Genomic DNA, 14,078 nt, shown 5'->3' with positions numbered 1-14,078 from the left:
AGGTCATGCAGTGCTGGAATGAGTTGGGCGAGCGCCGTCACGGTCTGGTCGCGCCGACCAGCATGAGGGCAGCGTCCCAACTCGTCGGGAGGGCATCTGTCGTGCAGGAGCACGATTGCGCCCGGCCGGACAGAGGCCAGCACCACGGCAACGATTGCCTCGACGCCGGGAGGAGACCAGTCTTGCGGGTCGACTGACCAGTGCAGGGCTGCCAGTTGGGCCTTCGCCGACACGGCGAAGGCCTCCTTGCTCCAGATCCCGTACGGCGCACGCATGTGCCGCGGCCTGGAGCCCGCATCGAAAACACTCTCCAGTTCCCTGTTCTCGCCAAGCGCTCGAGCGGCGCGACGCCTGACCGATGCGCGTAAAGCGCAGCCATCCGGAATCTCAGCTGACAGAGAGCTGCATCCAACGGCGCATTTCGTCCTTGTCGTTACTGGCGTTTGCTGCGCCGCTCTTGCTTGGCCGGAGCTCTGAGCGCAAGCTGCGCACGCTGCTTCATTATTGATGTTCGTCCAGATCGATGTATCCCGCGCGCCGGTGGCTCGCTGACGCAATACGATACCTCACGCTGCGCCCCAGTCAGCATAGCCAAACCAAGAGGGGCCTCGATCTGGGCGCAAGAGGTGAACATGTGCTGACGCTTGCACGTCATCCGTCAATTGCATTGAGAATAGCGACTACGTCATCGCGCGCCTTGTCCTCAATCGTCCTTGCGATTGCAGGCGGCTAGCTATGGGGATTTGTAGATTAATGTTAAAATCTATTCTTTTGATGTGAGGTATCCATGCTGCGGATGGGCCAAGAGGGATCAACGCTCGGTGGGCAAGCCGATGCTCTTGATCCACTTGATCAGGCTAACGCGATAGAGTGGCTCCGCATGCGACCGTCCTTTCGGTGCAAGGTCCTGGCCGAGCATCGAACCCATCTCGGGAAACGCGAATCATGGTGCTTGAGCTGGATCACCTCAAGCGAGCTTCACACGAGCAAAGTCGGGCGATTGCCAGTGGCGATGACGACGAGTGGCCGGTCCTTTCGATGCTTAAGTTGCAGAGCTGAAGGGGACTCGCACTTGTTCGATGCAGCGGGCCGTTGAGCCTGGCCAGAGAAGCGTCGTTCGTGATGCACGAGATAAATCCGAGCTTGCAGCATTTCGGCAGGTCTCCACCCAAGCCCTGCCGGCCGCCAGGGGGGCACTAGATTGATCAACTAGCGTGGTGCTGTCGCTCCATTCCATCAGGCTGATGGCTGCTCAGCAGCTCGATCGGATCGCCTCGCCTAACATCAACCGTGCACCGCCAAATGTCGCGGCAAGGGATCGACGGACCGGGGCATTCATCAATGCATCTTGCGATGAGCGCTCAACATGCCGATCTCGCTAAGGAGATCCTGGGTGCGGCGGGGTTCGCTGGCCATGAACATTTTCATTGCAGAATCGAGCGAGCTGTATGCCCGCTCGCGGACTGCCTGCGGCAAATCAGGAGTTGCGTCGATCGCAGCGCGCGCGTCGCTCATAATCTTATCTTTTGCGGAAAGAAGCTTCGCGTCTAAAATCACATGAAGCGTCTCTCGAACGTCAGGTAAAATTGAGCTATCGCCATCGATCAATTCTCGGAGTTTCCAAAACATACGCTCGACTGCTACCATCGACCCCAGGACTGACATCAGTCTTGGTGACATCATAGGCGATCTCCTTCTCCAGCCAGACTGTGGCGGCCATCCGCCAAATCCGACACCTCCCCGATTGACACCGGCGTGCGAGGTGATCCTGGACAGGCGAATGACTGGGATTACATTTGCGCTGCTATGCCCCGCCGGCGTGAGACGGACCTTCAAAGGGCACTTATCCCTGTGGTCCAAGACCGTAACATAGGGTGCGTGAGATGGCGTCAAAAGCCGACATGGAGGACGTGCGCCGTCTTCGTTTTGCCATACGCTGCAATAGGCATTGGAGGTGGACATCTACTGCCAAAGCATCCGTGCTCTTCCGCTTGTGCACTGCGATCGCTCTGTTGACGACCGAAACGGCTGAGTGATCCCGCTCACGCAAAGCTGGTCATCCGATATCCCGTTGCTCGGAGCGCCGACACGTTTCGTGATTGCGTGGGTGCATCGAGATCGACCCTCCCGAGTCGGCGATCGCGTGTGTTGGTCGTGCTCCACGTCGACCTCGATCAATCTATTGGTTCTCCATCGATTGCCCGGTCGAGCCCAGCAGTGATAGCAGGTTATATGCGAAGATCATTTTCATCTGCCGGAGTCCGTATCTCGGATTGAGTCACTTCGTCTGTCTTACTGTCCTCGTCACTGCACGGCTATGCTGTGCAAACCGTGCATTTCACCCACCATCGGCCCCCGCGTTTCTCCGCACGCAGCTTGCCGCGGCGGATCCGAGAGAGAACGGCTTCCGGGCTTATGTGATTCGTCGCTGCGAACCGCTGAACTGTCAGGTAGTCGTTATGGAGAGGTGGAGGTGTGCTAATGCCGTGGGCAGCCAGCAGAATGCGCAGTGCGGCCAACTCCGCCAGCACGACCTCGAGCTTGCGCGCGATCTCCTCCGTACGGTCGGAGCGCTGCCGCGACCGTGTCACGACAGGCCCGCTCTGGCGATAACCCACACCTTGGATTCGTCTGGAATGCGATCGACGAGCCGGCGCGCCAAAGCGGGATCGGCGTGAACCAACTCACGTATCCAGGCAAACCAATGCTCGAGCATTCTCAACGCATGCAAAATGAGAGATAGGCGATATATTGCCGTTAAGCTTTCTGTTTGCTGATGCAGCCGAAAGGGTCGCTTGGGTGTAAAAGCCATTTGAACGATAGCCGCGGCTGATCGAGACATTCGGCAGCGGTGCTCATCGGCGTCGCTACGGCCATTTATTATCGGTTCAACCGCGAACTTATCGGAACCGCTGTGGGTCATAGCCCGCGCTCTGCCGCTATTAGCTCGGAGTGAATCGCAGTGGCCGTGTTGAGGCAGGCATCCAGTGGTAGAGATCCGAAGGCGAGCTGGCAAAGGAGATAGTTGGCCCCTGCCTCTTCCAAGTGATCGAGAAGAGTTTGGCGCACTGAAGCGCTCGTTCCGACAACGCACAGTTCACTCTCAATTGCAGCATCCAAGGTCAGGGGCAGGTTGGAAGGAGGCGGGATGTCATTGAGCTCGTACAGGAACTTAAAGCTTTTGAGCCATGTTTCGTAGGCAGGCGCGGCGAGGGAACGGGCCGCTGCTTCAGAGTTGGCAATCACGACCATGCGGAGCAACGCGAGAAATGTTGCTGAACTGTTGGCGTCACCCTCGGCGTTTTGATGAGCGCGATAGACATCGGTTATCTTACGAACGGCAGAAGAGGGGCCCATGCACGCGAGATTGGCCCCAATTGCCGCAGCCCAGCGGGCTGAATCTGGCCGATTTGTTGCAATCCACGTCGGGGGACAAGGATGCTGGTGAGGTGAAAGCGTCAAAGGGACGTTGCTCAGCGCAAAATGCTGCCCTTCGTATGTGAGCGGGCCGCCATTCATCGCCCCAACGAAGATTTGAGAAGCTTCTTCGTAACGGCTCGAGGCGACATCGGCTCCAACGCCAAAATAGCTCAATTCGATCGGCAGAGAGCCGCGACCAAGGCCGACCTCAACCCTGCCGCCGCTCAGGTGATCCAACATGCAGATCTCCTCGAATGCACGCAGCGGGTGATAGAGGTTGAGCAGCATGACCAAAGGACCGACGCGAAGTCGCCGTGTGCGTTGTATGACGCTTGACAGAAACAAATTCGGCGACGGACCCAGTCCATGCGGAGTGCAATGATGCTCCGCCAGATGATAGGCATAGAAACCGAGCCGGTCGTAGGCCTCCGCCAGCGTAAGGCGGTCCGCGTATTGCCGTGCAATATCGCGGCCGTCCTCGTCAAGATGATCAAAGATGCCGCAGGTCAGATTTGAGGGAAACACGTTTCTCACTCAACTATCTCCTATATAGAGAGGACCGGAGTCCGCCGGGTTTTGGGAGTGCAAGAGGCGCTCGCTGGCAATGCGCTGTATTACTGCGAAGCCGTTCACAACGGTCGTAATGCGGCGACTGGAGAACAAACTGGCTCGGGGCTGCCTCGCGAAGCTGCATCATGTGTGGGTCCGGAGCGATTACGACAGACATCTGTGACATGAGTGGAAGGGACCATTAGCCACGACATCCCACTTTCCTAAGAATGCTGCCGACGGCGGCAAGAAACGCATCCATCTGGCGCTTTGTACCGATGCTAACCCGAATGCACTCTTCCAGGCCGGCATCCGGAAAGAAGGCAACAAGGACTCTCTGGTCTTGCAACGCCGCCTGCCACCATCTGCCACCCTGGCCTACCGGCACACGGGCGAGGATGAAGTTCGCGTGGGAAGGCGTTACAGAGAACCCAAATTCAGAGAGGGCGGCCGTTACGCGCTGGCGCTCAAGCCTGACGTGGCGATGGTTCTCCTCATAGGCATCGCGATGCGCAAGGACGCTCATCCCCACGGCGTGAGCGACAACATTCATGTTGAAAACGTTCTGCATGTTGCGAAGCCGCCCGATCAGCTCGTGATGGCCGAAACCGAAGCCGACGCGAATGCCAGCGGCGGAATAGCTCTTGGAAAAGGTGCGCAGGACCAGCAGATTTGAGTGGCGCTCAACGAGGCGTAGGCCGTCCTCAGGTGCGAAATCGACGTAAGCTTCGTCCAGTACGATCAATCGGTCAGATCGCGTAACGAGGCGTTCGATCTCAGCGAGCGGAACAAAGGTTCCGGTCGGATTGTTCGGATTGGCCAGCAGAATGAACTTGGCCTGTTTCGCCGCACCGAAAAGCAGCTCGTCCATCGGCAAGCAGTCCGGTTCAGACCAGGGAATTTCAATGAAGCGGGCCCCTTGCAACATGGCAAGCTTGCGATTGAATGAAAAACCCGGCGACATCATTGCAACGTCGTCGCCCGGGGCAAGAAAGGCTCTGTAAATGAGGCTGAGCAGTTCAGACGATCCATTGCCAGCCATCACGCGATCAGTTGCAATGCCATAGGCAGCTGCGGCCGCTTGCCTCAAGCTGACATTGTCGTCTTCTGGATAGCGGTATTGCAGCTCGAGAGCTGCAATTGCGCTTCGCATCACGACGCCTGGCAAAGGAAAGGGGTTCTCGTTCGTGTTTAGTTTCACGCAATTGTTGTCGGTGGTGGGCCGCCCGGACGGTAGAGCATTTAATTCCCGAGCCACCGGCGAGAGCGCGGAAAGTATAGTCTGCAACTTTGCATCCAAAGTGGTGTCTCCCTTTTTGTCGACGAGAGTAGTTGAGGGCGTTCGGCGAGCCTACGTGGGTGCGTGCGCTTTGTTCGGACCCGAGAAGCGCGAGGCCCGCGTGAATGTGAGTGTTGGGAGGCGGACTTGGCTCTAAGGGCCGTACGGGATCAGACTCCGTCTCAAGGTCCGAAGGTGATCAGCACGGATCGGGCGTCGCACGGCGTTTTCCGAGCCAATACCTGCTTCCAGGAAAGGGATGGAAGGCCACGTCCCTGGACCGAACAGCGCAGCTAACGATTGGCTCGAACTCGCGCAATCCGCAGACGGACTGCGCGTGACTGAAATCGTTTCACGACATACGTTCGTTCTAAAGAGGTCCTGACAGCTCACTCCCGAGAGCGAGGCGGGCATCAATTTCACTGGCTGGAAGAAGACACCGGTCTTCGTCGGCCTTACGAATGTGGATGTGATGCTCACTGCAGTGGCACCAGACGAATGGGAACGTACTCTTCGGGCGGCCCTGCGAGCGCGCACGATAGCTGTGATAGCATTGCTGCGAGGGTGAGAAATGCTGCGACTGCCGCGATTGCGAGGCACGTGAGCAGCGCGTAATCGATATATCGAGGATGGTTCATCATTCGAACGCTCCGTACGGTGTTGGCACGGGCGGTCAGTTCTGCTCGACCGCTTCGACGGTATTGTCGCGCCAGCGGTAAACGATGAAACCAGGAGCGGCATTGTCTCCCTTGGAGTCGAATCTAACAGTGCCAATAGCCGTGTCGATTGACTCGGAGCGGAGGGCCGCAGCGACCCGCATAGCATCGAAGGTGCCGGCCCGTTTGACGGAGTCGGCCCATGCTTGAACCGCGGCATAAGCGTAGAGCGTGTAACCTGCGGCGGTTAGGCCCGAACCCTTGAGCTTGGCGACAGCAGCTGCGCCTGCAGCATTCTTCGTCGGGTCCGGCATAAAGGTAAAGAGCGTGCCGTTCGCGGCCTCGCCGGCAATGGCCCAAAAGTCGGTTGTCATCAGAGGATCGTTGGCGATCACGGTCAGACGTGCGCCCGCCTCCGCGGCTTGACGCACGATCAGGCCGATCTCGTTGTAATAGCCGCCGATATAGACGAGCTGGATTCCCTCTCGCTTCAGTCGCGAAACGAGAGCGGTATAATCCTTCTCGCCTGCAACATAGCTTTGTCGAACGGGATGCTCGCCGGCTGCACGAAGGCGCGATTCAACGATATCGGCGATACCCCTGCCTGCTGTGCTCTTGTCGTCGAGGACTGCGAGCTTTGCGTCTCGGTGATGCCGCACGATGTATTCGGCGGCAACCCTGCCTTGCTGGTCATCGCGACCGCAAATCCGAAACAGGGTGTTTAGGCCACGCTCTGTCAGACGGGAATTAGTCGACCCAGGCGAAATCTGAATTACCTCGGCTTCGGCGTATATGTCTGAAGCCGGAATCGACGAAGATGAACAGAAGTGACCAACGACGAGCTTGATCCCGTCACTTGTCAGGCGATTGGCAACAGCGACGGCCTGCTTGGGATCGCATGCATCGTCCGCGATCCTCAATATGAGCCTTGTGTCAGGCAGCAGACCCGATGCATTTATCGAATCCACAGCTGCGGCCGCTCCATCGCGTATCTGCGCGCCGAGCGCCGCAGTGCTTCCCGTCATTGGGCCGGCTATAGCAATGTAAACATCTTTTGACCTGGCGCTCGAGCTCAGGGCCAAAGAAACGAGCGCAGCAGCTGCAAGCCTGTGAACGCGAAGGACCGACATGTAGGGCTCCCGATGTCTCGCGCACGACTTGGTCTACTTCGCCTCCTGGATGGCGGCGACCAACAGTCCGGCGCAATGATGTTTGAGTCGAACTCAGGTGGGTACGAATGGGCTCAGGTTGTTGCCAGGTTGGGCATAAGCATCGGGCGGACACGGACGAATGGACGTTCCGAAACTAGTCAGGAGAAGCGGTCTAAGGCTGACAGCACCAATATCGAACATCCCGCCGATACCCGGTACTCGCGCCAATCTTCCGTGCTCGACAGACGTGTGCCGAGGAGACGCTTGGACGGCGCGGGACGATCCTCGAGCGACGTGTTCTCGTGGAGAACTCTCACCGAGAACGTCCGAGACTGATGCCGGTCATTGGAGTCTCCCTTAATTTAGCCGACGCGCTGTCCGTCGCCTCGCCGCTGCGTCGATGCTCTTAGAAGGTACAATGTGACGCTACGTACGAATCAAGTACTTTGAAGCGTGCTCGTCGAGGTTGATTGCCAAGATCCGCAGAGCGAAACACCAAATAGTGGGACAACGCAGCTTTGGAGGCGAACTGCTAGGGACCAAACGATCCTGGCTCAGACAAGGATCACCATGAGCTCATTGGGTTTGGCGACATTCCAGTGGGAGGGCGCGCAACGGGTGCGCTCAATTCTTTCCCAGCTGGTCCTCCAGCGCGGCGAGGGCGAGATCGAGGTATCGCATGAGGCTCGCATCCCAGCCGGCGAGATTGTGTGGTTCGGTCAATCGCGTCAGCACCTTAAGTATCATCGAGACGGTCGAATCAACTCCTGCGATCTCAGTCAGCAGCGAACGGGCCTGACGCGCGATTGCATTTGCCCGCTCGCAGCACGGAGGCTCACCCTGGTCCATGCAGCTTCGCAGCTCGTCCCGAATCTTTCGCCACCGATCTTCGCGGCTAGCGTTAGAGGCGCACGTGCAGATGGCAGAGGGAGTACGCTCCTCAATCCGCGACATGGCATCTAGCGTCGCCGGCAGCTCGTCGACACTGACTTCTGTCTCACCTTGCGTCGTCATAGTGCGCAATCGATCCCGTAATAATGTCGCGCGCGCGACTTGAAGCTCAATCCGCTCCAGATGGTTTCGCAGCAGGTCCGTGAGAGATGTCCGCCCCTCGATCGCCTTGCGGATCTCAGGAAGCGAGAAGCCGAGCTCACGTAGAGCGCGAATCTGGGAGACGCGTTGTAGGCTTTCCCGATCGTACATGCGGTGACCGCCACAGGTACGTTCCGACACCGTCAATAACCCGGTATGTTCGTAATGATGCAGAGTGCGTACGGTTACACCGGTCGCCTCTGCAAGTTCTCCAATGCGCCATCGGCGCCGTCGTGGTATCGCGTTTGTCATGATCCTCAATTTGCAAGCCTACAACCTGACGTCACGTGAGAATCAAGTTATTTCAATGATCTAGATGATGCGTCTCTTGCTGCGGGCCCCAGAAGGACCGAGCGCATGCCGTTGCTCAAGCGGCCGAGTCAAGTGCAAGCATCAAGTGCGCGAGCGGCGCCAATTCATCCCTCGCTGCGCGTTGCATCACAAGTCTGGCGATCGCCACGCGATTCTCGCTGGTTCGCATGCATGCCGGCAAAGACGCGATTGCTTGATCGAACAGCCTCCCCAAGCTCGCGAGATCATCCGGATCGTAGACTCCGCTCGGCTTATCCAACACAAAGCTCCCTTGATGATTGCACTCGCGCCGCACGTGACGAAGCCGTTTGGCTGTGGTGGGGCAAAAAGGAGACGGAGCGGCGACGTGTGCGAAAGAATGTGACGGGTGCGTCAACCTGGTGCCGTTGTGCAACACGGCGTTTGCTTCCCTTTTGCCCAAGAGCGCACTAACCGAAACTGTACAATGTCTCCTCGATCCTGCCGCAGCGGTGGCTATTTGCGGCCTGATCATCAGGAGAAGTGAAAGCATGTGCGTGGCAACCCGCTGAGACACGGCCTCCGAAACGGGAAGCCCCGACACAGCACTGATCTGACCAGATGGCTCTTTTCAGTCGCAATCCTTGCTGTGACGTCAATTACCTAGGCGCGCGGTGCGGTTGATTGGGTTGATTATCGTAGATCAGTCGCGCGATCACGTGCGCGGCGCGGCGGCCGGCTCGGCGCCTAACAGCTTTTTCGACCGTCGGCTAGCCCTCTTGTGTTGGCAATGTGGGCTCGAAGGCGTCGCTCGCGCGATTGCTCCCAGGTTTTGAGTGCCGGAAGATGATGGCTGCTCTTCAACGACGCAGGTCCGCCGCCGTAAACGTCGGGAGAATGAGGGGAGGCGGAGCTCAAGACCAGTCCTGAAGACATCATCTCAACGCAGGCGCATCTGAAGCGCCTGGCAAAACGTTGCTCCCAATTTAAGGACCGGGTCTCGAACAATCGTGCCATATCCGTCGCATGTGGCGGCACTCAAAACGCGTCTACGGCCGCCCCAGGTGCCGCGCGCTCACGCCCGGGGAAAGCCTTGGCATAACTAATACAGCAATAACTTGCGTGTTTAGGCTTGCGCCGGCTCGGTGTCGCGGAGCGCAGTACATCAGACGGCCCTCGGCAGATGTAATCCACCCGAAGTGCAAGGATTCCTAGCGACACAGCCTTTGCAGAATCACTTGGCAAGCCTTTGGTAGCCTCGCTATACGGGTCCGCAATAGCAAAGCAGAGATGCTGTAGCTTGGTGGAGGAGTTTAATGCGCGTCTTAAGACCGTGCTCAAGTCAAAGCGACTCCCCAGATCGGGGGGGGCAGTGTCTGGCGGATTCGCCGTAAGGATCCCATCGAACATAAGGCTCGACGGCGAGCTATCGCGGTATTGGCTTGCTCGTCCGGCCGCTCGCTCACTCAATTCCAGCCTCTAACAGTATCGCTTTGGCAAGCGCGCTGGACATAGATGCTTCGGGTAAGATAGGCAAATCATCTTGCCGCAGCAAAGGAGCCCTTCGGGGTTAGCGGTGCGAGGCAGCAGCTCGAGATGGACGGCGGTGGCGCGGTGTGAGTCACGCCGCGATCTTTCGAAAAACACGATTGTTGCGACATCGGAAAGAAGGACCCCGCGCCGATGATCCGATTTGGCTCGGGTGAACATGTCCGCCGAAATGATCGAAAGCTGGAGGAGGAGCAGGCTTGGCGAATGCGAGCGGCGAGCGCTTACGCGGGCGCACCTTGGCACAGTTGCGGTCCTCTCATCATGAACACTCCTCACCGCAACACGCGCGCAGCCGGAAAAGTGCCGCCAGCTGATGTCACTTGATCCGGGTTGGTCCTGCGGTCTGCAAGCTTGCAGTTGCACTCGATCACGCGGCATCGCGCGCATCGAGAGGAAGATAAGCGCCGTCGAGAGAGGAAGTGTTCCGAATTTCCATTGTGACATTGTGCAAAGACACGCAGTCTTGCCCGCCCATCCGGGTTTGCGCGAGCTGGCGGTTGGCTTTGGGGTGCGCGATCGTGGGCGGCGTTTGCGTTCAGCTTTCATGTTGATTCGACCCGAACGAGCAGGAAGCGCCTCTGCCGGTCATCAGCCATTTGTATCTAGTGGCGCGCTTCGGAACTAACTCCATCGCTGTTGAAGGCAATGAGATCCACCAGTTCAGGCAAACAGCGATGCGGGTTCGCTACCAGGTGAAGCCTGCAACTTCGATCGCAGGTGCTGGCCTTGAACCTGACGCGGCGTGCGATTCAAGCGAATTTAGTGCTGAGGCCGAACATTGTTCGCCGGACAGGCCATATAATTTTTGCGTACTCTGAAGCTGGCGCATGCACCTGTGATACGGTCCCGTCCGAATCAGCGGAAAGTCCTTAGCAGCCAAGCGAGCTGTGTGATGCGCAGGATCGTCACGGCACCGCGAGTCAATCGGCTGCGACCCGACCAAACTACGCTGAAGCGCGCGTTTTTTCACTATGCCAAACGTCAATCAGAGGACCGGGGGCTTCGGGCCCTGGCGTAAGTCCGGTTAGCGGGAGCAGGCCGCAACCGGCCCGAACAGTCCTAGGACGGGCCGTGACATTGGCTGATCTCGGACGGAGAGACCATCGTGGATGCCTGCTGCAAGAATATGTTGCGCAACCACATGCTTGCAGGATCAGTATTATGAATGGCGGGCCATTGGACGGCCTCTGTGAATGTGAGAAGTCGCAGGGGAGGTTCGACAACCCGCAGCGGCATCGTCTGTGCGAAATGGCTGACCAATCTTGAGGGCATGCTCGCTATACGGTTGGTGCCCAATAACATAGGCGGAATCATGCCAAACCCCTGCACCGCGACCTCGGTGCGTATCTTGAAACCATGCTCGAGCAAGAGCCATTCGTGGAAGGAGGGCCTCAGGGAGCGCCCGAACTGGGCTTCCACGTGCCCGATCGAGATGTATTTCTCGAACGTGAGACGCGAAGCGAGCTGCTTGTTCATGGGGCAGCCCACGCAGACGAAAGTGTCCTCGAACAGAGCCGCCTTCGGATGCGCGCTCGACATGAACATCTGCGGATACATGAGAAAATCGACTTCACCGCGCCGGAGAAGCTCATCAGGTTCCTCTGCGGGCGGCAGCAACTCGAAACTGATTGTTGGTGCTTCCCGCGCGACGCGGTCCACGACCCCTCGAAGAAACACGACGGTCATGAAGTCGGACAGGATGATCCTAAATCGCCGATTCGATTGAGACGGATCGAAGCCGTCTGGAGAAATAATGGAGTGCTGAATGTGAGCGAGAGCCTCGCGAATCGGGGCTGCGAGCGCTTCAGCCCGCGGCGTTGGGACAAGCTTCCGTCCTTTCATGGTGAATAGCTCATCGCGAAAGTAAGTGCGAAGCCGCGCGACGGCGGCACTCATGGCAGGTTGACTGAGATTGATGCTTCTTGCCGCCGTAGTGAGATTGCCTTGCGTCACCAGGGCGTCGAACGCGACGAGGAGATTCAGATCAAGGCCCTTGAAACGCATAATCCGGAGCGATCCACGCTGTGAATGTGTTCTATCGATATAATCGATTTTACCATTTGTACCGAATGAGGATAGCAAACGATAGTTTAGCGAGATGTCAGATCCATCAGAATGGTTACAAACCGTTGCGCGTCTCAGCCCAGCGCTAGGTATCAATCAAGACGTCTCGATCGAGCGGTCGCAGTTTCGCGCGTGTTGCGCAAGCCATATCGCCGTGAGCTAGCACGATCGGAATCCGCAAAATTGCGTGGGCGTATACGACGAGCAAACCATCGTATGGCTTCGCCAACCCATTCTATATCCACCGTGTACCGCCGTAGAATTGAGCGAACCCTCAACCAGGCCGTAGATTGCTGTCCGGTCGCACCCCTCCGGTTGCGGGTGCCAAATGTGCCTTGGTCGCATCCGATTGGATTGCGTCCTTGCGACGGTGAAATCGTGCGGAACATGCAAGCGAAGGCGTCCTTGGCGAATCTGATAAAAGTTGCGCACACGCGCGACGTGGTCGCGATTGTGAATGCAGATCAGTCAGTGCGTGAAGATCTGACGGATATGGTGTTTTCCGCAGGTTACGTGCCGGAACCATTCGAGAGCGCAGAGGGGTTCTCGAAATCAGACCGCCGTTCGATCACGTCGTGCTTGATCGCGGACATGCACTCGAGCGCGATGAGTGGCCTCGAGCTCTTCGATCATCTGGTTGCATCCGGAGGCGCGATTCCCACCGTTCTGCTCACAGGCCATTCCGAACACGATGTGAGGCGAGGCCCTGGACTCCAGTTCATGAACGAGCCTTTCGAAGGTAGCGAACTGCTGGCCTGCGTCAGGAGCCAGATAGCGAACAGGAATGACGCCCTATGAACATGATCGTGCCCGAATCCACACGAGGTGTTTCGGCGCGCCCTCCAGTCCGTTGGAGGTTGTGCTGGGAGAATGACCTTGAACTTGCTGATCATATTGAATTATCCGACTTCTTCCGGAAGACCTATGGTCCGACCGGGGAATTCAATGCAAAGCCTTTTGAAGGTCATCGAAGCTGGGCCGGCGCAAGGCCTGAAATTCGGGCAATCGGCTACGATGATCGTGGCGTTGCGATTCACATCGCGGCACTACGCCGCTTCATAAAAATTGGCCAGACCGATCTGCTCGTGGCTGAACTCGGATTGTACGGGGTTCGCCCGGATCTGGAGGGGCTTGGAATAACCCACTCGATCCGAGTGATGTATCCCGTATTGCGAGATCTTGGCGTGCCGTTCGGCTTTGGCACGGTCCGAGCTGCCCTGCAGAAACATATTACCAGGCTGCTCGGGCGACAGGGATTGGCGACTATTCTGCCAGGGCTTCGCGTCCGGTCCGCTCGTCCGGACATCTACCTCACTGTGCCTCCGACGCGTGTGGAAGACGTGGTCGGCCTCGTTCTGCCGATTGCGAGACCCATGAGCGAATGGCCGGCGGGTGACACGATCGAACGGAACGGGCCAGAACTGTGAGGTCCACAAACGACGCGACTGAAGCGCGGAGCGACTACGCCGAGGCCGGCGGAGAGCCTTGCGTCTATCTGAGCTTTGATGATGGTCCCAACCCGCTTTGCACGCCGGCTATCCTGGATGTTCTGGCGCAGCATCGTACGCCCGCCACCTTCTGCGTGATCGGTGCATACGCGGCGGCCCAGCCGCAGCTGATCCAGCGCATCATTGCAGAAGGGCACGAGGTCGCAAACCACACAATGACGCACCCGGACTTGGCCAAATGCATAGCGGATGAGGTGGAATACGAGATCCTCACGACGAATAAGGTCATTGGAATGGCCTGCCCCGGGGCCTCTGTGCGGCACATGCGTGCGCCGTACGGGATCTGGAGCAAGGAGGCCTTCGCCGTGTCGGCGAAGGCCGAACTGGCAGCCCTGCACTGGTCAGTCGACCCGCGAGACTGGTCGCGTCCCGGCGTCGAGGCCATTGTTGCCGCGGTGCTGGCCTCGGTCCAGCCGGGCGCAATCGTGCTCCTGCACGACGGCTGCCCTCCCGACGAGTTGGGACGCTGCCCTCATTCTGGTCAGCGCGACCAGACCGTGACGGCGCTCGCCCAACTCATTCCAGCACTGCATGACCG

The 14,078-nt window shown here is 58.2% G+C and carries 9 protein-coding genes and 1 pseudogene; 3 read left to right on the top strand and 7 right to left on the bottom strand.

Annotation, left to right across the window (positions count from 1 at the left end; translation table 11 throughout):
* The 7 genes and pseudogenes from AC0L3J_RS36550 to AC0L3J_RS36520 form a co-directional block, all read right to left on the bottom strand.
* A pseudogene (locus AC0L3J_RS36550) lies at positions 1-284 on the bottom strand (chitooligosaccharide deacetylase NodB); the annotation flags it as partial.
* Positions 285-1,338: 1,054 nt separating this feature from the next.
* Complete coding sequence (locus tag AC0L3J_RS36545; protein ID WP_473350310.1) at positions 1,339-1,683, bottom strand: hypothetical protein; 345 nt, start codon at positions 1,681-1,683, stop codon at positions 1,339-1,341.
* Between the two features lie 1,236 nt (positions 1,684-2,919).
* Complete coding sequence (locus tag AC0L3J_RS36540; protein ID WP_473350308.1) at positions 2,920-3,954, bottom strand: LLM class flavin-dependent oxidoreductase; 1,035 nt, start codon at positions 3,952-3,954, stop codon at positions 2,920-2,922.
* A 217-nt stretch (positions 3,955-4,171) separates the two neighbouring features.
* Positions 4,172-5,269, bottom strand: coding sequence for a histidinol-phosphate transaminase (gene hisC / locus AC0L3J_RS36535; RefSeq protein ID WP_473350307.1), 1,098 nt, complete (start codon positions 5,267-5,269; stop codon positions 4,172-4,174).
* A gap of 652 nt (positions 5,270-5,921) precedes the next feature.
* Positions 5,922-7,034: a branched-chain amino acid ABC transporter substrate-binding protein gene (locus AC0L3J_RS36530; RefSeq protein WP_085348242.1), complete on the bottom strand. Its 1,113-nt coding sequence runs from the start codon at positions 7,032-7,034 to the stop codon at positions 5,922-5,924.
* Between the two features lie 645 nt (positions 7,035-7,679).
* Positions 7,680-8,399 carry a MerR family transcriptional regulator gene (locus AC0L3J_RS36525; protein ID WP_473295507.1) on the bottom strand — a complete coding sequence of 240 codons (720 nt, stop codon included), beginning with the start codon at positions 8,397-8,399 and terminating at the stop codon, positions 7,680-7,682.
* 2,628 nt (positions 8,400-11,027) lie between these two features.
* Positions 11,028-11,972: a LysR family transcriptional regulator gene (locus tag AC0L3J_RS36520; RefSeq protein WP_007605762.1), complete on the bottom strand. Its 945-nt coding sequence runs from the start codon at positions 11,970-11,972 to the stop codon at positions 11,028-11,030.
* Between the two features lie 465 nt (positions 11,973-12,437).
* Between AC0L3J_RS36520 and AC0L3J_RS36515 the strand changes: the two genes are divergently transcribed.
* From AC0L3J_RS36515 to nodB, 3 genes are all read left to right on the top strand, one after another.
* The gene (locus tag AC0L3J_RS36515) at positions 12,438-12,830 is read left to right on the top strand and encodes a response regulator transcription factor (RefSeq protein WP_473350306.1); all 393 of its coding nucleotides are present in this window, start codon (positions 12,438-12,440) and stop codon (positions 12,828-12,830) included.
* Positions 12,827-13,459 (top strand): NodA family N-acyltransferase, encoded by a 633-nt coding sequence (locus AC0L3J_RS36510; protein ID WP_231189085.1) that lies wholly within the window; start codon positions 12,827-12,829, stop codon positions 13,457-13,459. Before AC0L3J_RS36515 ends, AC0L3J_RS36510 begins: the two co-directional genes overlap by 4 nt.
* Positions 13,456-14,078, top strand: a 623-nt coding sequence (gene nodB, locus AC0L3J_RS36505) for a chitooligosaccharide deacetylase NodB (RefSeq protein WP_473350305.1), incomplete at its 3' end; no start/stop codon positions are given. The genes AC0L3J_RS36510 and nodB, both read left to right, overlap by 4 nt.

The sequence above is a fragment of the Bradyrhizobium sp. Kon37 genome (assembly GCF_055807535.1).
The sequence above is the reverse complement of the archived record's forward strand: the minus strand, read 5'-3'. Positions and strand labels throughout refer to the sequence as shown.

What these genes read in the sequence shown, in the direction of transcription:
- AC0L3J_RS36545 (WP_473350310.1), bottom strand. Translation starts at nt 1,683, where the DNA reads ATGATGTCACCAAGACTGATGTCAGTCCTGGGGTCGATGGTAGCAGTC.
- AC0L3J_RS36530 (WP_085348242.1), bottom strand. Translation starts at nt 7,034, where the DNA reads ATGTCGGTCCTTCGCGTTCACAGGCTTGCAGCTGCTGCGCTCGTTTCT.
- AC0L3J_RS36525 (WP_473295507.1), bottom strand. Translation starts at nt 8,399, where the DNA reads ATGACAAACGCGATACCACGACGGCGCCGATGGCGCATTGGAGAACTT.
- AC0L3J_RS36520 (WP_007605762.1), bottom strand. Translation starts at nt 11,972, where the DNA reads ATGCGTTTCAAGGGCCTTGATCTGAATCTCCTCGTCGCGTTCGACGCC.
- AC0L3J_RS36510 (WP_231189085.1), top strand. Translation starts at nt 12,827, where the DNA reads ATGAACATGATCGTGCCCGAATCCACACGAGGTGTTTCGGCGCGCCCT.